This is a genomic window from Arthrobacter sp. 35W, from assembly GCF_000482545.1.
Taxonomy (GTDB): domain Bacteria; phylum Actinomycetota; class Actinomycetes; order Actinomycetales; family Micrococcaceae; genus Specibacter.
Genome location: NZ_KI519454.1, coordinates 1,174,787 through 1,192,987 on the forward strand (window position 1 = coordinate 1,174,787; position 18,201 = coordinate 1,192,987).

General features: G+C 63.4%; 13 protein-coding genes. 6 read left to right on the plus strand and 7 right to left on the minus strand.

Annotated features, from left to right (window positions below; translation table 11 throughout):
* Positions 1-217: 217 nt before the first annotated feature.
* Positions 218-4,789, plus strand: a complete 4,572-nt coding sequence (locus tag K254_RS24745) for a beta-galactosidase (protein WP_051388849.1) — start codon at positions 218-220, stop codon at positions 4,787-4,789.
* A gap of 753 nt (positions 4,790-5,542) precedes the next feature.
* A complete protein-coding gene (locus K254_RS24750) occupies positions 5,543-6,100 on the plus strand; it encodes an IS110 family transposase (protein WP_269209028.1) in 558 nt (185 codons plus the stop codon).
* Between the two features lie 79 nt (positions 6,101-6,179).
* Here the strand turns inward: K254_RS24750 and K254_RS26425 are convergent, their stop codons facing one another.
* The 5 genes from K254_RS26425 to K254_RS0105015 form a co-directional block, all read right to left on the minus strand.
* A complete protein-coding gene (locus tag K254_RS26425; RefSeq protein WP_196810877.1) occupies positions 6,180-6,479 on the minus strand; it encodes a helix-turn-helix domain-containing protein in 300 nt (99 codons plus the stop codon).
* A 1,533-nt stretch (positions 6,480-8,012) separates the two neighbouring features.
* Positions 8,013-8,780, minus strand: coding sequence for a maleylpyruvate isomerase family mycothiol-dependent enzyme (locus K254_RS0105000; protein WP_026554437.1), 768 nt, complete (start codon positions 8,778-8,780; stop codon positions 8,013-8,015).
* Positions 8,780-9,601, minus strand: coding sequence for a fumarylacetoacetate hydrolase family protein (locus tag K254_RS0105005; RefSeq protein ID WP_026554438.1), 822 nt, complete (start codon positions 9,599-9,601; stop codon positions 8,780-8,782). Before K254_RS0105005 ends, K254_RS0105000 begins: the two co-directional genes overlap by 1 nt.
* Positions 9,598-10,743 (minus strand): cupin domain-containing protein, encoded by a 1,146-nt coding sequence (locus tag K254_RS0105010; RefSeq protein ID WP_026554439.1) that lies wholly within the window; start codon positions 10,741-10,743, stop codon positions 9,598-9,600. The genes K254_RS0105005 and K254_RS0105010 overlap by 4 nt, the downstream gene beginning before the upstream one ends.
* A 128-nt stretch (positions 10,744-10,871) precedes the next feature.
* Positions 10,872-11,693, minus strand: a complete 822-nt coding sequence (locus tag K254_RS0105015) for an IclR family transcriptional regulator (RefSeq protein WP_196810878.1) — start codon at positions 11,691-11,693, stop codon at positions 10,872-10,874.
* A gap of 48 nt (positions 11,694-11,741) precedes the next feature.
* Between K254_RS0105015 and K254_RS0105020 the strand changes: the two genes are divergently transcribed.
* Both K254_RS0105020 and K254_RS0105025 read left to right on the plus strand, forming a co-directional pair.
* Entirely contained in the window at positions 11,742-13,082 is a 1,341-nt protein-coding gene (locus K254_RS0105020) for an MFS transporter (RefSeq protein WP_026554441.1), read from the plus strand.
* The gene (locus K254_RS0105025; protein WP_026554442.1) at positions 13,075-14,331 is read left to right on the plus strand and encodes an FAD-dependent oxidoreductase; all 1,257 of its coding nucleotides are present in this window, start codon (positions 13,075-13,077) and stop codon (positions 14,329-14,331) included. Before K254_RS0105020 ends, K254_RS0105025 begins: the two co-directional genes overlap by 8 nt.
* A gap of 165 nt (positions 14,332-14,496) precedes the next feature.
* On the opposite strand, the gene K254_RS0105030 is transcribed toward K254_RS0105025, so the two are convergent.
* Positions 14,497-15,340 (minus strand): IS5 family transposase gene (locus K254_RS0105030; protein WP_155848538.1). Its coding sequence is split into 2 segments (ribosomal slippage): positions 14,497-15,033 and positions 15,035-15,340, totalling 843 coding nucleotides; the frame shifts between segments, so codons are not numbered across the junction.
* Between the two features lie 124 nt (positions 15,341-15,464).
* Between K254_RS0105030 and K254_RS26430 the strand changes: the two genes are divergently transcribed.
* Positions 15,465-15,725 carry an MmyB family transcriptional regulator gene (locus K254_RS26430; RefSeq protein ID WP_196810930.1) on the plus strand — a complete coding sequence of 87 codons (261 nt, stop codon included), beginning with the start codon at positions 15,465-15,467 and terminating at the stop codon, positions 15,723-15,725.
* A 9-nt stretch (positions 15,726-15,734) separates the two neighbouring features.
* Here the strand turns inward: K254_RS26430 and K254_RS0105040 are convergent, their stop codons facing one another.
* Positions 15,735-16,610 (minus strand): helix-turn-helix transcriptional regulator, encoded by an 876-nt coding sequence (locus K254_RS0105040; protein WP_026554445.1) that lies wholly within the window; start codon positions 16,608-16,610, stop codon positions 15,735-15,737.
* Positions 16,611-16,781: 171 nt separating this feature from the next.
* On the opposite strand from K254_RS0105040, the gene K254_RS0105045 reads away from it, so the two are divergent.
* A complete protein-coding gene (locus tag K254_RS0105045) occupies positions 16,782-18,050 on the plus strand; it encodes an MFS transporter (RefSeq protein ID WP_026554446.1) in 1,269 nt (422 codons plus the stop codon).
* Positions 18,051-18,201 lie beyond the last annotated feature (151 nt).

Here is an 18,201-nt window from a genome sequence, read left to right on the forward strand (position 1 = left end):
TTCTCGCTGTCGGCGAGAGTCATGATCGTATCTCCCCGAACAACCTTCGACGCCGGCGTGCTGGCTTCGTGGGCGGACGCCCACCGTTGGGCCAGGCTCCGCTTCGAAATGCTCTCCGCAAGAGGAAGCTGTGGTGGTCAGCGTCGTGACGGCTCAATGTCATGAAAAATCCCCACTTCAACAATCGTAACCAGTACAGAAAGTTAGGCCCGAACCCATGGTTGAATACCCAGTCAAGGTGCTCGCGAGATCTCGCAAGCTCAAGGCAGTCGCCATTCTCGCCACGGCCGCCATGGGCCTGATGGCTGTTTCGAGCCCGGCCCTGGCCCAGGACGCAGCACCCACGTCCGAGTCCGTGGCAACGTCGGCCATGGCCGGGAACAAGGTCTTCTTCCCGGGCAATGACGGCAAGGCCCACACGGTCACCCAGGATGCCAAGTCGTTCATGGTGGACGGGGAACGTCTCAACGTGTGGAGCGGCGAGTTCCACTACTGGCGTCTGCCCGGAACTGACGACTGGCGTGACATGTTCCAGAAGATGCGGGCCAGCGGCTTCAACGCCGTCTCGCTGTACTTTTTCTGGGGCCTGCACTCCACCGAGCCCGGCAAGTTTGATTTCACCGGTATCAAGGACATAGGGCTGCTGTTGACCATGGCCGAGGAGGAGGGCCTGTATGTCATTGCCCGCCCGGGCCCCTACATCAACGCGGAAGTTTCCATGGGCGGCCTGCCGGCCTACTTGAGCAAGAACGGTGCGGGGTCCCTGCGTAGCACGGACCCCGAAGCGCTGCGCGAGTCCCTGAGCTGGATTGACGCGTTCAACAAGATCGCCAAGACACACCAGGTCACCGACGGCGGCGGCTCCATCGTCACCTATCAGGCGGAAAATGAGATGCTGAATGAAGGCGGGGACCGCCCGGCCTTCATGCGGGCACTGGTCACCAAGATCAAGGCTGACGGCATCACCGTCCCTGTCTTCCACAATGACTACAGCACGAACGGCGCTTACGTGCCCGGCAGCGGAACTGCCGGCGGCAACGTTGGCCTGGACTACTACGCTTTTGACAACTACCCATTCGGTTTCACCTGTTCCAATGGCCGTGGGCAGATTCCGGACATGGAATCGCAGCTGCGGGCGCTGACTACAACAAGTCCCGGTTTTATTGCCGAAGGCCAGGGCGGTGCGTATACGCCCTGGGGCGCCAGCTTCAACCCGGACCGTTGCGCGGAGTTCATTGACCCGGCCTTCACCCGGCAATACGGTGTGAATAACCTGAACAACGGCATCAACATGTTCAACTACTACATGCAGTATGGGGGCACCAACTGGGGTTGGACGGGATCGCCGTCGTCCGGCTTCACCTCCTATGACTATGGTGCCCCCATCAATGAGGATCGCCAGCTCACGCCCAAGGCCGCTGTGCAGAAGGAACTGGGCTACTTTCAAAAGGACTTCGGCCCCATCTCCAGCATGGTTCCCCAAGCCGGTGCCCCAGTCACTGTGGACGGCGGCAATGGCACCATCAAGTCCTACCAGCGCATCGCCACGGAGGATCTGGCAGCTGACTCCGTCACGGGCAACGGCTCCCGCTTCCTGGGCTTCCGCCAATCGGACAGCAACAGCACGGCCGAGTTGAAGTACTCCTTCCCGCTCACACTGGCCCCAAAGAAGGACGTGGTCGAGGCCAGCTACACCAATGACGACCGGGACACCGATGCGATCACGTACACCGGTACCTGGGGCAAGTCGAACGGCGAAGACTGGGCCGCCGGCAACCATAAGGGCACCGAAACGTTCAGCGACCGCACTGGCGATTCGGTCGAGTACAGGTTTAGCGGAAAAGGAATCCGCGTCATTTCCGCCCAGTCCACCAACCACGGCTACGGCGATGTCTACATTGATGGCGTAAAGGTGGGCCAGACCAACACCTACCGCGGCCAGAACGCCAGCTTCCAGTACGTTGCCTTCCAGAAGGACGGCCTGGACCCCAGCGTTGAGCACACCATCAAGATTGTGGTGACGGGCCAGAAGGATGCCGGCAGCTCGGGCACCTTCGTCAGCATCGACGCCTTTGACGTCATCGCTAGGGTGGATCAGGGCTCCATGGTCAAGTTTGACGACGTCGACGCGGCCATTCGCTACTCCGAGTCCGGCGGTGTCTCTCAATGGGAGCATGCCAAGGACAAGCCATACACAGTCAGTGACTACAAGGGCACAGAAACTTTCAGCGACATCAAGGACGCTTTCTACGAGTACACGTTCAAGGCTGCGAAGGTCAGGCTAATCTCCCCACGCGCCGACAACCATGCCAAGGCGGACGTCTTCATTGACGGCGTCAAGGCCGGCCAAACCAACACATTCTTGGACGGACACACGGGAGAGGCCGGATTCCTTGCTTTTGAAAAGCAAGGTCTGGACCCCGCCGTGGAGCACACCATCAAGGTGGTCAACACCGGCGTAAAAGGCGATCCCGCTGCGACAGGGACGTTTGTCTCCGTTGACGCCATTGAGACCTTCGCTCCTCCAACAACCACGCCCGAGGTTCCAGCGAACGGTATAACCTTCGACCGGATTCCGCAGAAGGCTGGCACGTTCCTGAGCATGCATGGCCGGGACGCGCAGATGGTCATTGCCGATTACGCCTTTGATGGTCAGAAGCTCATGTACTCCACCTCTGAGTTGTTCACCAAGATGCCCGTCGCCAACGGCACGCTGCTGGTGCTCAACGGCGCCAAGAACGACGCCGGTGAAACGGTTTTGAAGTACGCCTCCGAGCCCGTGGTCACCACCTTGGGCGGAACACCGGTGGAGTCCGTGTGGGATGCTGCCACCAAGACGCTGCGCCTGAACTATGTGCACGGCAACGGCACCGCGGTAAAGATCACCAGCGGCGGAGCTCCCGAGTTGCGCATTGTCACCACCGACCGCACGGCCACCGCCCTGCAGTGGACCATCGACGGCATCGTCAAGAGCGCCCCCACGAACAAGACCGTCATGGTCACAGGAGTTGACCTGCTCCGCTCCGCCGAGTTCGACGCCGACACCGTCAAGTTGGCGGGCGACACCAAGGCTGCACGGACCATCAACATCTACGTTCCGGCCGGCATCACCAAGGCCAGCTGGAACGGCCAGGCGTTAACTACAACGCCGGGTGCCAACGGCCAGCTCGTCGCCAACCTGGTGGGACCGGCCCCGGCCGTGCTGCCGGCTCTGGGCAACTGGAAAGTTTCGGGGGAGAACCCGGAATCGGCAGTGGCCTTTGATGACTCCACGTGGCTGGTGGCCACTGCCACCACTGCCGCCAACACCCGCCAAGGCCCCGGCCCCAACCAAGGCAAGGTGCTGGACACCGCCTACTACGGTTTCTACGAGGGCGACACCTGGTACCGAGCCCACTTCAAAGCTTCTTCGGCAGCCGCCAGCATCCAGCTGCGCGGACAGGGCGGAAACGCCGCCAACATGCTGGTCTGGGTTAACGGCACCTTCGTTGGCGCAGCAGCAGCCAATGGCACCATGCAGACCCTGCAGGTTCCTGCCGGCGTCATCAAGAACGGCCAGGACACACTGGTTTCGGCAGTTGTCCGCAACCACGGACAGCACCTTGACTGGTCCGACGACGGCCTGTCCCGCGAGAACCGCGGCCTCTTCGATGCCGTGCTGCCCAACAGCGGCGCCGTGACCTGGAAGATCCAGGGATCCAAGGACAAGGCCACTCCCGTGGACACTGCCCGCACCATGTACAACACAGGTGGCCTCTACGGCGAGCGTGCCGGCTGGTACCTCCCCGGTTACCCGGACGCACAGTGGGCCGACGCGAGCAACTTCAAGCCCGCCAAGGCCGGGGTCACCTGGTACCGGACCAGCTTTGCCCTGGCCATCCCGGCCGGCACCGACACCGCCGTTGGCCTGAAGGTCAACGACGCCAAATTCGAAAATGGCCGCAAGTCCTACGCCCGCGCCGTCATCTACGTCAATGGCTGGAACACCGGCACCTGGGTTGGCAACGTTGGCCCGCAAAGCACGTTCACCATCCCCAGCGGCTTCCTTAACAAGAACGGGAACAATACCCTGGCCATTGCCCTGACCACCGAGCGCGACGGCGAAGGACCGGATTCCTTCACCCTCCTTGACCGCGGCACCAGCCTGGGCGGCGTGCCCACCACGCTGAACACGGCCGCCAACTACGTGCCGGCCGTCATTACCGCCGGCGTGAATGTTCCGGAAGGAGATGCTGGGACCCGTGTTAGCGTCAGTGGTACCGTGACCCTGCCGGCCATCGGCGACGGCGCACTGAGCACGGCGGTGGTCGACTTTGGCGACGGCGGGAAAGTCACCGTGCCCGTCACGGACGGCAAGTACAGTGCAACACACGACTACGCCAAAGACGGTGCATACACGGCGTCCGTGACCGTGAAGGATGCCGTGTCGGGGGCGGTGCTGGGCACCAAAAATACGGCCGTAACAGTGGGCGAGGCGGTACCCACCGAACCGGCGGCACCGCCGGTCGAAGCATCGGTGACGAGTCGGTGCATCGCCGGCAAGGCAATCCTGACGGTGCGCGCTCTTAACACCCACAATGCGGCGACGACCATCAATATATCAACGGTATTCGGCGGTAAGACTTTCACGCCCGTCGCGCCAGGCAAGAACTCGACCCACGCGTTCACGACCCGTGTCGCGGAGCTGCCCAGCGGTCAGTTGACCGTGCAGAGCTCGACCATCGCCGACGGCGCACCAAAGACGACGACGGTGACGGTACCCTACGAGGCGCTCTCATGCAGTTCGTAATCGCCGCCGTCTCTGTCTGCACGCAGGCTCAGTCTCAGCGGGGGACTTCCGATACTGGGACGCTGCACTCCGGGGCGAAGGGTCCCTCAAGTCTCGGACACGGCCAGAGCAAAAGCCTCACAGCAGGTTCTCGCGGCGACGCGTGGCCATCCCGCATGTGCACGAATAGCCCGGGGCGATTCTGTGCTGCATCCAGGTGCAGGATGACGATCGCGTCGTAATGGTAGATCGGAACGCAAATCCAGACTCGCCACGTGGCACGTTCATCTTCAGCAAAGCCGGATTGACCTGCGAAACGCTCGATTCGTCATGAGACGGAAATTCTTGCAGCTACTGTCCCGTCTCATCGAAGTTGGCCCATAACGCAGAATCGCAGCAAGTGTGGATGACACCTGGAATGTTGGTTCGACGGCGGATCTTCTACCATGACGTTTCGTCCCCCGAGTTGCGGCTCATCGGTTGACGGCTCCGAGACATACCGATAGAGGCCAGTTATGCCTCGTGGGACGGCAAACCTCCTTGTTGTTTGACGATCCTCGCAAGGTTGCCATTGAAAACCTTAGTCACGTGGGCAGTGACGGTGGACTCATGATTGCGCAGTCTGAGGTCAGTGCCGACACGCAAGTCTGGGCTGCAGTCCTCGAGACTGAAGTAGAGGTCATCGCGGCCTAAGTCGTGCCAGACCACTGGTGGCGGTTGCCAAGGTAAGTCGGCATATCCCACACCTGTCAGGGGGAACTTCTGCGGGTAGGGATCGAAGGAACCAATTCCTACGGTGCAGGCTTGTGCCTTCATCTTCAGGCCCGGAACATTGATGTGGTGGAAGTGATCCGCCCGGCCAAGGTGGTGCGCCGTATGAAGGGCAAACATGATGCCATTGATGCCTATACCGCCGCGCACACTGCCTTGACGCATCAAGACGTCGTCACTCCAAAAGCCAGTATCAGCACGGTGGAGGCAATCAGGGTCGTGCATACTGGGCGTCGTTCGGCGGTAAAAGCGCACACCGAGGTTATTGCCCAGATCAAGAGTCTTCTCGTCACAGCAACTGGGAGGCTGTGCGCCCAGTACCGTGGCCTGTCATCGAAGAAGCTGGTCAGTCGACTCGCCGGCGGTCATGCCGTGGCCAAGCTGCGTTCACGAATAAAGACGTTCATGGCGGCGAGCTCGTGTGGTGTTTCAGACTGGGCAAGTTGCTTCATGGGTTCACGGACGATCCGGTGGGACTCGGCTGGCATCCAGGCTTCTTTGAGCGGTTTGATGCGTCTGGTCCAAGAGGGGGCGGTTTGGTTGAGACGGTGGGCGGTGTAGTCGGTGATTCCTGCCAGAGCGGCAGATCATTGTGGATCTTTGATTCTAGGGCTTCGCTGGAGGAGTGGCCGACCGGCGCTTAGCGATGCGCTGGCGTAGTCGGCGAGCATCTGATGGCGAATTCAAAGTCCTTCTTTGCCAGGAGGTCTGTGAAAGTGGCTGCGTAGTCGCGCCGTTCCGGATCGTGCTCGCTGCCGCGGCGGACAGGAGTGGTGGTGGAGAGGGAGAGTCCCAAGGCCGCTGGGACTGCCATGGGTTTTCCGAGTTCGGCACGGTCGTGGCCCGATTCGAGATCGATGAGGAATTTCCGTGAAACGCCGGCCGCATCCGCCAACGCCCGTTGCGTCCATCCATGTTCCAACCGCTGGGCGCGGATCAATGCCCCGGCCGCCGCTGGTGTGGCGATGTTGTTTCAAATGCCATGGCTCCGTCTCCTTCGTGGTCCATCGTGTCACCGAACGGTGACAATCTCATCTCTTGCGTAGGAAACGGCCGCGGATAGTGGGGCCAATGATGCCTGTTGACAGTGTCAACACATTTTCTTCCGGAATGGCCCGGATTGCGTCGTACTGGGCCGTACTGCCGCGGTGGTTCGCTACTTCCAAGTCTTTCCGCAGGTCTGAGGCCCTTTGGGCCTCTGACTGTGGACAAAACCCGCCGAAATGTTGACACGAAGTCCGCTTGGCGAGGCATTTTGGCCGGGCTCTACGGTCCCATGGCGTGTGGGTTGCGTTGGATGCTGATCATTGTGAGCCCTCGATTCCCTTTCCCCTGTTCCGAATTTCTGCCTTACACCTGTTCTTCGTTGGAATGGGCGTCACCAGCATGACGTGGGACGAAGCTCTATTACTGATTTGATGGCCCTTTTCGGGACCTCTTGACCAGACGACTCATGACGTCGTGCCTTCCGGCGACCATCCTTTCCTCTTCATCGGGGTGTTTCCCCGACGCAGCATGACCGTCCAAACTGGGTACCTACCGGCAGGACCGATCTGGCGGCGTTCGGGGGAGTATGCACAGGTGCCATTGCGGTACCGCCGCCCTGCGACGCCGTCTACGTGCAGTTCTGGAGGCTGCAGTGTCACCGCCCATCGAGATTGGGTATGCCATAGCACCGCACGGCGATGGTATCGAGTCATGGAACCAGTCCGCGCGCAGGATCGGATTCACCAAGCGTCGATTCAACCGAGGATGATTCGAAGTGGATCTGATCGCCGTGCACCAGAATCCGCTCTCGGCGCGCCAGCGCGGTTGTCCGCTGACATCCCAGATTCCAGTGGCGGGGCCGGCCCCTACATCCGTGCCCAGGACCGGGGCGGCCCGCAGCCCAATTTCCTCGATATGACCAGGTGGGTCCCACGTCGAGGAAGACACGCGCCCGTCGGCCAAGAAAAGCTCGACGCCATAGTCAACGCTGCCGAACTGCTGGCACAACCAGTGCGGATCCGCCCATTCATCAGGGGCGGTGATCGTTCGGGGACCTGTCATTTCCAGTTCTGGAAAGCGCTCAGGGCGTTCATAGTCCAGGGCCACGTAGCTCACGGATGACAGAACTGCCCCGACCATCAGCTCGGCGTGCCGTTGTCGCTCCTTGACCTCCGCCATCGATGCCGCCCACGACCATGTCCTGATGAGTCCGCTCATGGGATCGGCAGGATCGTTGTGCGGCAGTCAGCGGTGGCTCGCGGCAGGAATGTGCCGGCGAGTGTCAACCAGCGCTGTTGTTTCCCCATGGCGCCATCGTATCCAGTGGACGCAGGGCTGTGCTTATCCAGGGCGGAGTGAAGTCGTTGGCATGCTCCCGGCATGGCTGTGTCCGGTGCCGGTCACAGGCCCCTGGGAGGGCAGCTTCAAGAATGCCGTGTTGACGGCTTCTGTCGTCGACGGCATTGGTCGTGCGCTGGCTCAGGAATCAGATCCACGCAGGTGCTGTGGGCACATCCACTGCTTGTCCGGCAGCAGTGCTGGCGGTGACGCCGTCGGCGGCGCGGCCGGCGGCCCACTGGACGACGGCGGCAAAACCACCGGCGACGGTGGTGGCGCCGGGATTGCCTGTGTCCCCAAATGTGAGCGCGCCATTGGCACCTGATGGGCCCGTGGCTTGGACGATGAGCCCTGTGTCGGTGCCCCGGCTCGACCAGGCCCCGGTGATGTCCTTCAGGAGCCGGGACAGCACCGGTGCCGGGATGTCGGCAAAGGTGGCGCCGTTGTCCAGGTCGACGGCGTGGATCCAGACTTCGCGGGTGCGCATCCACACGGTCTCGGCGGCCGGGACCACACGGCCCTGGGCGGTCTTGACCTGGTGGTGCCAAGCGTCCGCGGGGAGGTCGCGCCATTCGACGTTCAGGTGCACGGCGGCGTGGTCGAAGAGGTTCCGCAGCGCGATCGGGGACAGCGTGGCACCGAAGTCGATCTCGTGGTTGCGGGCCTCGGGGGAGGGGTACATGGGGGTCTGAACCCCGGTGGCTGCCCACTCGATGAGGCGTGCGATGGCGCGGGCGTTGTAGCCAACATGCGCCACCACGTGCCGCCGCGACCAGCCCGTCAGCAGGGAGCCGCCGTCGAGCTCCGCGTCGGAGAGTTCGTTGAGTTTCCGGGCGAAGAACGCCGTGCCGCGCCGCGCCTGCAGCAGGGCCGCGAGCAGCTCCGGGTCGGTGGTCTGGTCGTAGCGGGCAACCATCAGGCTTCCTTGACCACGCGGTTGCTCAGCTGCCCCAGACCCTCGATGCTGGTGACCAGCAGCTGGCCCTCCTGCAGGTAGCGCTTGGGGTCCTGGGCGTGGCCCACACCTCCCGGGGTGCCGGTGGCGATCACGTCACCGGGGTTGAGCGTGATGATGGTGGAGATGTAGGAGACCAGGAACTCCGGGGTGAAGACGACGTCGTTGGTGGGCGTCTGCTGCTGGATCTCCCCGTCGACCGCGGAGGTCATGAGGCCGCCGCTGAACTCGTCCTTGGTGACCAGGGCCGGGCCGAACGGGGTGGACTTCTCCCAGGTCTTGCCCTGCAGCCACTGGATGGTGCGGAACTGGTAGTCGCGCATGGAGACGTCGTTGAGCACGGCGTAGCCGGCAATGTGGTCGGGCGCGTCGGCTTCGCTGATCCGGCGGCCCGTCTTGCCGATGATCACGGCAAGTTCGGCCTCCCAGTCCACGGTGTCGGATTCCTGCGGGAGGGCGAGGTCGTCGTTGGGGCCGATCAGGCATTCGGCGTACTTGGCGAACAGGGTGGGGTGTTCGGGAACGTCCCGGCCCATCTCCTTGATGTGGTTGCGGTAGTTGTGCCCGACGCAGATGATCTTGCCCGGGGCCGGGACGACGGCGTCCAGATCGGCACCCTCAAGCGGATGGGTCGCGCCGCTGGCAGCGGCAGCGATGGCTTCCCAGGCGGGATCGCGCAGGAGGGCGCCGACGTCGGCGAAGCCGTCGATCTCGGTCAGGGTGGCGCCGTCCTGGCGGACAGCTGTTGTTCCGGTTTCCGTGCGGAGGGTGAGGAGTCTCATTTGGTGGTGCGTCCTTCGGTGTAGGTGCGGTTGAAGTTCAACCGTTCGAAAATGGGGGCATCGCTGAAGCGGAAGAGGTCAAAGTCGGTCCCGGACTGCAGATCCGCCTGCAGGGACCACTGTGCCCAGGACGGGACAACGAAGAGGTCGCCCTTGGACAGGTTCTTGGTTTCGCCGTTCAGGGTGGCGGTGCCGGAGCCTTCGAAGACCTGCCAGACGCTGGAGCCGACCTCGTGCAGGGGTTCGGTGGTGGCGCCGGCGCGCAGGCGGTGGAATTCGGCCCGGATGGTCGGCATGACGTCGCCGCCAGTGGTGGGGTTGGTGAACCGGACCGCCGCGTGGCCCTGGGAGACGGTGGCCGGGTGTCCCTCGTCCTCCAGCAGCAGCTGCTCGGCCAGGGCTCGGTCGGTGTGTTCCCAGCGGTAGGCCGCGATGGGTGAGCTTGTGGTGTCGCCCAGGCCGGAGAGCGGGCGCAGGCCAGGGTGCGCCCAGAGGCGTTCGGAGCGGGAGATGTCCGGGGTGGATTCGTCGGTGACGCGTTCGGTGCCGAACTCGAAGAACCCGGCGTCGGCGTAGTGCACAAACGGGATGTCCAAGCCGTCGATCCAGGCCATCGGCTCGTCGGTGTCGTTGTGGTGGCCGTGGAAGTTCCAGCCCGGAGTCAACAGGAAGTCGCCGCGGGACATCCGCACCGGATCGCCGTTGACGACGGTCCAGACGCCTTCGCCCTCGACGACGAAGCGGAAGGCGTTTTGCGAGTGGCGGTGCTCGGGCGCGGTCTCGCGGGCGCCGAGGTACTGGATCGCGGCCCACAGGGTGGGTGTGGCGTACGGGGTGCCGGGCAGGCCGGGGTTGGCCAGGGCGATGGCACGGCGCTCCCCGCCGCGCCCCACCGGGACCAGGTCCCCGGCCCTCGCAGCCAGCGGATACAGGTCGGACCAGCGCCAGACATGTGGGATGGCCTTCGGTGAGGGGACCATCGGCATCAGGTCCGCGATCTCCGTCCAGAGCGGGATCAGGTTCTCGCTCTGGAAGTCGCGGTACAGCTCCTCAAGCTGGGCGGCGTCCTCCGGCGTGTGCTCCGGAACCGTGTGCGCGCTGGCAACTGATTCATGGGTCGTGTGCTCGGCGTTGATGGACACGGGGCCTCCTCGGTAGGTGTCGACACTTCTGCGGCGTGCCTCGACTCTACGGAGACCCGGATGTGACTTCCAACATATTCTGCTGGACAGAATCTATTCCCGATGCCGGCTCCAAGATCGGGATGTTGTCAATCGGTGTAGGCGGGATTGGCCGCAATATCGAGCTCGAGCTGGCGGCGGGTTTCCCGGATGGCCGGGACGAGCCCGGCATCGAACACCTTGCGAAAGCGGGATGCGGGGGTGGCGACGCTGAGCGCACCCACTACATGCCCGCGCCCATTGTGCAGGGCCACTCCGAGGGCGCTCACGCCGTCCTCCGTGCCTTCGAAATTGGCTGCGAAGCCGTTCCTGCGGACGGATTCAAGTTCGCGCAGAAAGGCCGGGTACTCAGCGGCCGAAATGGTGTCGCCGCCAATCTCGGCATTGTTGCTGCGGAAGAGCGCCTCGATCATGGTCGGTTCCAGTTCGGCGAGCATGGCCTTGCCACCTGATGCCTTGTCGGCCGGCATGACCGTCCCTTGCCTGTCGCCAACCCGCAGGACGTTCTCCCCTTCCACAGTGGAAAGGAACCGCACTTTGGTGCCAACCCGCACCATGAGGTTGACGGTCTCGTTCAGTTGCGCGGAGAGCAGCTCCATGTGCGGCGTGGCGATTGAGCGCAGCAGCCTGGTCCAGCTCAGCCCGGCCGGTCCGACGCCCATGGCCGGGCCCGGCACGTAGCGGCGGGTTTCGTCCTGCACGGCGAAACCCCGATACACCAGCATCGCCATCAGGCGGTGGGCGGTTGACGGCGCCACCGCCAGCTCTGCGGCGGCGTCCTTGAGGCGCAGGGCACCACCGTCGCGGAGCAACTGGACCAGTTGCAGCGCGTTGTCGACTGCTTCGATGGGATAGGTCGGCCGCTTTTGCGCGGGCTTCCGGGCTGACTTGGATTCCAGGTTGTTCTGCACATCAGAATTGTATTGTTGTTCACCTGCGACGGCTAGGACAGTAGTGGCATGAGTCACATACCTTCCCCTGTATCGCCGCCACGGGCCTCGCAAGGGACGCCCGGTCCGGTAGCCGCTGATGGGCCCGCACCACGGTTCTCCAAAGCCTCTGCCGCGGCCATCCTCGTTTGCTGGCTATTGGTGGTCTTCGATGGCTACGACCTGATCGTCTACGGCACCGTCCAGTCTTCGTTGATTGCCGAAGCAGGCTGGGGCCTGACAAAGGCCACCGCCGGAACCATTGGATCCATGGCCTTCGTTGGCATGATGATCGGTGCCATCTTCGCTGGCCGCATGGCCGATTCCTGGGGCCGCCGCCGCACCATCCTCTGGTGCGCCGTCATCTTTTCCATCTTCACCGTCCTCTGTGCCTTCGCTCCCAATGCTGCCGTCTTCGGCGCAGCGCGCCTTATCGCCGGCATCGGTCTCGGCGGCCTGGTTCCCTCGGCCAACGCACTCGTTGCTGAACTTGTCCCCGCCAAATGGCGGTCCATCGTTGCCACCTTGATGATGTCCGGTGTCCCGATCGGCGGATCCATTGCCGCCCTCGTCGGCATCGGGCTGATCCCCGCCTTTGGCTGGGAGTCAATGTTTCTGGTGGCCGCGATGGCCCTCGTGGTAGTGGTTCCGCTCGGCCTGAAATACCTCCCGGAGACGCTGGCTGCGGCCCTCGCCACGGGCAGTGCAGCAGACAAGGCCGCCCGCAAGGCGGCCGGTAAGGGCAGCGGGCAGGCTGGCTTCAAATCCCTGCTCCGCGCACCATACCTGGGGGTCAGTGTGCTGTTCGCACTGGCAACGATCGCCACCCTGTTCGCCTGGTACGGTCTGGGCACCTGGCTGCCCAACCTCATGCAATTGGCCGGCTACAACCTGGGCTCCGCCCTGACCTTCGCCCTGGCACTCAACCTGGGTGCCGTGGCCGGCTCGGTCATTACCGCCTGGGCCGGAACCCGCTTCGGGCCGGTCCCGACCGCCATCGCTGCGGCCGCCGTCGCCGCCGGGGCACTCATGGTCCTCGTCACGGGTCCGCCGGTCGCCGTCGTGTACCTCATGCTGGTCCTCGCCGGCGTCGGCACGCACGGCACGCAGTGCCTCATCATCGCCGCTGTCGCGAGCCACTATCCCGGGCACCTGCGGGGGACCGCGCTGGGCTGGGCGCTGGGGACGGGCCGCATTGGCGCCGTCGCCGCACCCCAGGTTGGCGGCCTCCTGCTGGCCGCCGGACTGGGTGTCAATTCCAATTTCCTCGCCTTCGCCGGTGCAGCGGCGGTTGCCGCGGTCCTGCTGGCCGCCGTCGGCCTCAAACTGAAGTCCAAACTTTCCATCTCCCAAGGAGCAAGCCATGTCTGAGCATGACAAATCCACCAATGTCCTCGTCATCGGAGGGGGAATGGCCGGACTGGCCGGAGCCCTGGCACTGCGTGAAAACGGAGCCAATGTCACCCTCGTGGAGCGGGCCCCCGAGTTCGGAGAGGTCGGCGCGGGTCTGCAGATGGCCCCCAACGCATCTCGCGTTCTGAAGCGCTGGGGTCTGCTGGAAAAGGCGCGGGAAATCGGCGTCCAGCCCAAACACCTGGTCTTCCGCGATGCCATCACCGGTGAGGAACTCACACGCCAGACGCTGGGCGGCGAATTCGAGGAACGCTACGGTGCGCCGTACATTGTGATCCACCGCAGCGACCTGCACCGGGTCCTGCTCGAAGGTTGCGCGGCGGCGGGCGTCACGCTGGTTAACGACGTGATGGTCGAAAGCGTTGAAACCGTCAATGGCCGCGGTATCGCCCACACGGCGGCCGGCGTAGACTACGAGGCCGACGTCGTCATCGGTGCCGACGGACTCAAGTCCACCCTGCGCCCGCTCGTGGCCAATGACGAACCGGTCCCCTCCGCCTACGTGGCCTACCGCGGCACCGTGCCGATCACCGAAGACACGCCCAAGGCTGACCTCGAGGACGTCATTGTGTACCTTGGGCCGAACTGCCACCTGGTGCAGTACCCGCTGCGCAAGGGTGAGCTGCTGAACACCGTGGCCGTGTTCAAGTCCGCCTCCTTCGAGCGCGGTGAAGAGCAGTACGGGGGAGTGGACGAGCTTGAGGCCGCCTACAAGGAGTGCGTCCCGGCCGTCCAGGAAGCGCTGAAGAACCTGGGCACCAGCATGCGCTGGCCCATGTACGACCGCGACCCGATCGAAAACTGGGTTGCCGGCCGGATGGTGCTGATGGGCGACGCCGCCCACCCGATGCTCCAGTACCTCGCCCAGGGTGCCTGCCAGGCGCTTGAGGATGCGGCGGTGCTGCAGGACGTCAGCAACGGCACCGTGTTCACCGCCGACGGCGTCCGCCCGGAAGCCTGGGACAGCGCCATCAGGGAATTCAACAATGTCCGTGCCGGCCGGACCGCCCGGGTCCAGCGCACCGCCCGCATCTGGGGCGAGTCCTGGCACGTCTCCGGACTGGCCCGGACACTGCGGAACCTGCTCTTCAAGAGCCGGAAGGACAACGACTTCCAGTACAACGACTGGCTGTACGGCCAGAGCGGCGACGGCGTCCCGAGCGTTGAAGCGGCCCACGCCCGCCAGGCCGAGAGGATTTCTGCCTGACCAGCCTTCCCTGCGGGGGCTCTGTTCCGTACCGCGCCAAGAGGCCAGGTCCCCTCGTCCAGAGGGGGACCTGGCCTCTTGGGCTGTGGACGTTGCCTGGCACTGGTTGCCGTGGTTGCAGTGGTTGTTTGCTTGGACAGCGACCGCTGCGGCGTGCGAGTGGACCTAGGGCGTGTCTTCTAATGCTGCGCTCCAGATGACGACGGCGTGCAGAACGGCGGCTGAACGGTAGGTGAGCGCCATTTTGTCGTAGCCGGTGGCCAGGGACCGCCATTCCTTGAGCGTGTTGAAGCTGCGCTCGACGACGTTGCGGCGTTTGTAGGCCTCCTTGTCGTAGGTGACGGGACGCCCGCCCGCGGAGCCCTTGCGTTGGCGGTTGGCCTTCTGGTCGTCCTTTTCGGGGATGACGCATTGGATGCCCCGCCCGCGCAGGTACGAACGGATCGCCCGGGAGGAATAGGCCTTGTCGGCCATGGCCCGCGCCGGGCGGGTGCGGGCCCGGCCGGGCCCCTCCCGCTCGACCGCAAGCGCCTCCATGAGGTTCTCGAACATGGGTGCATCCCCGCCCTGCCCCGGCCCCAGGAGCAGGACCAGGGGACGCTTGTTGCCGTCCACCAGGGCGTGGATCTTCGTGGTCAGCCCGCCGCGGGACCGGCCGATGGCATGGTCCTCAGGCTCGGTGAGCAGATTCTTGTGATTCGACAGGCCCCCCTGTGTGGCGGGGCAGGTTGGTGCCGTGCTGGTGGGCGCGGTTGACCGTGGAATCCACCGACACCTCCCAATTGATCAGCCCGGCGGCATCGGCACGGGTCAGCAACGCCGCGAGCGTCCGGTCCCAGGTCCCGTCCAGGCTGTAGCGGCGGTGGCGCTTCCATACGGACTGCCACGCCCCGAAGTGCGGGGGCAGGTCCCTCCAGGGGATCCCCGCCCGGTACCGGTAGATGATCCCCTCGGTCGTCAGCCGGTGGTCGTTGAACGGCCGGCCGGACCTGCCCGAGGAATTGGGCATCAGCGGGGCAATGAACTCCCACTGGGCATCGGACAACACGGAATAGCGAGAACTCACCCGTCAATCATGGCAAACCCGAATATCCGGGATAAGGAAACACGCCCTAGAACCCTGACGATCCAAACTGGCGGTCCTTGTTGGAGCGCTCTCGGTACAGGACCCCCACTTCCGGCAATGGTGGGCGGCGCACAATGTAGCCAGCCGAACCACCGGGACGAAGACCATGCACCATCCAGTGGCCGGCGAGCTCATCTTGGACTGGGACACGCTGACGGCCAGTACCGCTGTCGAACAGCGACTGGTGATCTGGACGGCCGCCCCGGAGACCCCACCCGCGAGCGGCTCCGTCTCCTTGCCACAGCCTCTACGGATAACCCCCAGCTAAGTGGCAAGCTTACGAACCGGTGGGAACTTCCGCACTGATCTTCAAGGTGGCAGCCCAGTTGGACAACAATTGAAGACCATCGTAGGATGCAGACCCTGGTTCGGCGCTGAAGACCACGAGCCGCAGGTGAGGGTCGCTGTCCAGACTCAGGACCTCGAAGTCGAGGCTCAGATCGCCCACGGCCCGGTGGTGGATCCGTTTTGAGCCGCTTCTGTGTTGATGGACGTTGTGGGCTGCCCAGCGGATGCGAAACTCGTCGCTGCGAGTGGATAGTTCCCCAATGAGATCGGTGAGTCGTCGATCGTGTAGATCGCGACCGGCTTCGGCCCGAAGAATGGCCACAATGTCGTTGGCGGCTTGGTCCCAGTTGGGGGCAAACAGCCGGCCGCGGGGATCCAGAAAGGTGAACCGGGCATGGTTCGCGGGCAGCTGAGGAGTGTCGAATTGGTCAACATACAGTGCCCGCCCCATGCGGTTGGCCGCAACAATATCAAGCCTGCCGTTCTGGATGACCGCCGGCAAGTCGCCAATCGCCTCAAGAATGCGCACGACCGCCGGGCTGATCTTCGGCTGGGCGGTCCGTGGCTTGGCCGGGCGAATGGTGGTGTCGCAGGCCCGGATCAGGTCGCGAAGATGCAGTTCTTCAACATCGTTGAGTTGTAGCGCACGGACGAGGGAGGCCAGTACGCTTTCCGAAACACCGGTGAGGTTTCCCCGTTCCAGCCGCCCATAGTAGTCAACGCTGACTTGGGTCAGCATCGCCACTTCCTCCCGGCGCAGACCAGGGACCCGCCGGCGGCCGTAGGACTGCAGGCCTACCTGTTCGGGCGTGATCCTGGCTCGTCTGGAGGTCAAGAATTGTTGAATATCGTCTCGGCTGTTCATATCGTTCAACGATAGTTCGAAGCCAGCAAGCCAACCATGCCCTGGCAGTACATGGTTGGGCAATGCATGGTTCAAGCGTGCCTGTTGCCTCGAAGTCGGAGCTGGTTTCGTAGATGGTGATGACCCTTTGCTGGTCAACCAGAATCGAATATCAACTCTTGAAGGACACTCATGACTTCCCCTACAGCGGTACGAAGTACTGCGGCGGACACGACCGCGGACAAATTTCCCTGGCTTCCCATCCTTGTTCTCGGCTTTGCCGGTTTCCTTGGGCTGACGGTGGAGCTCAGCCCGGCAGGTCTGCTCAATTCCATTGCCGCCGACCTTGATGTAAGCCTGGCCAGCGTCGGCACCCTGACCACCTTCTTTGCCTTGGGCAATGCACTACTTGTGCTCCCGCTGACTGCCTTTGTCATGCGTTTTAGCCGACGCACCGCGTTGGTGTCGATGATGACCGTTTTTGTCATCAGCAATGTGATTGTCGCTGTGGCACCTGCGATCTTCGCCGCTGACATTGGCCGTTTTCTTGGGGGTGCCGCCTTCGCCGTTCAATGCGCGCTAATCCCCGCTGTCGCCGTTCACATTGCTGGCCCACGCTATGCAGGAAGGGCCATGTCCATCGTCCTGGCAGCGAACGCCTTGGGCATGGCACTGGGAGCACCCATCGCCTCCCTGGTGGGTGTCGCAGTCGGGTGGCGAGTCACCTTCATTGCCGCCGCCGGCATCGCGTTGCTCGTCGGAGCCCTGCTCGCCCTCACCGTTCCACAGATTCGCAGCGCAGCAGACGGTCGCATGTCACTACTTGAAGCCACAAGGCTCCCAGGAGTGGTCCGTGTCTGCATCTTTTGGGCCCTCTTGATGCTGGGACACTTCGTCGTCCTGACCTACATTGACGGCTATTTCAAGCAGCTGGGAATCCCCGGCTTTGTGACAAGCCTGTCGTTGTTCCTGCTGGGTGCCGGCGGCATCCTGGGCGTCATCCTCATCGGACGGATCTCCCAACGATCTGCTCCTGCCGCGCTTGTCGTGGCACCCTCGGCTGTCGTGGTCGCCCTGGGCGTGCTAGCCACAAGGACCAACTCCCTGCTCTTGGTTCTGGTAGCCATGGCCATCTGGGGAATTGGATTCTCTGGCACCATCCTGGTCGCCCAACAGACGATTCTGCTGCTGGGGCGGCGGGCCCCGGAGACATCCATGAGCATCGGAATCCTGCTGGCCCAGGTCGGATTCGCCCTAGGCGCGACCATCGGAGGTCTGGTGGTCATCTACTGGGGCATCACCACGATCCCGATCGTTGCCGTTGTCTTTGTCCTAGGTGCCGTTGCGGTGGCTATCTCGCTGCGTCGACGGGTGAACCAGTCCACGCAGGAGCAGACCAACGAGCGGAACCTCGCAGATAACGCGGTAGCCACAGAAACAGCCGTCGCCGTATCCGCATAGAACTGCCTGGCCTGGCATGGAGCCCAAACAATTGAGAGAGCCCCTGCGGGCGGTTGAATGCCTCAGGGGATAAAAGCCTTCCCCGTTTTGCAGGCCGGTCGATACAGGTGCTGACAGCACCTGTATCGACCGGCCCTGTATGAATTCTCGA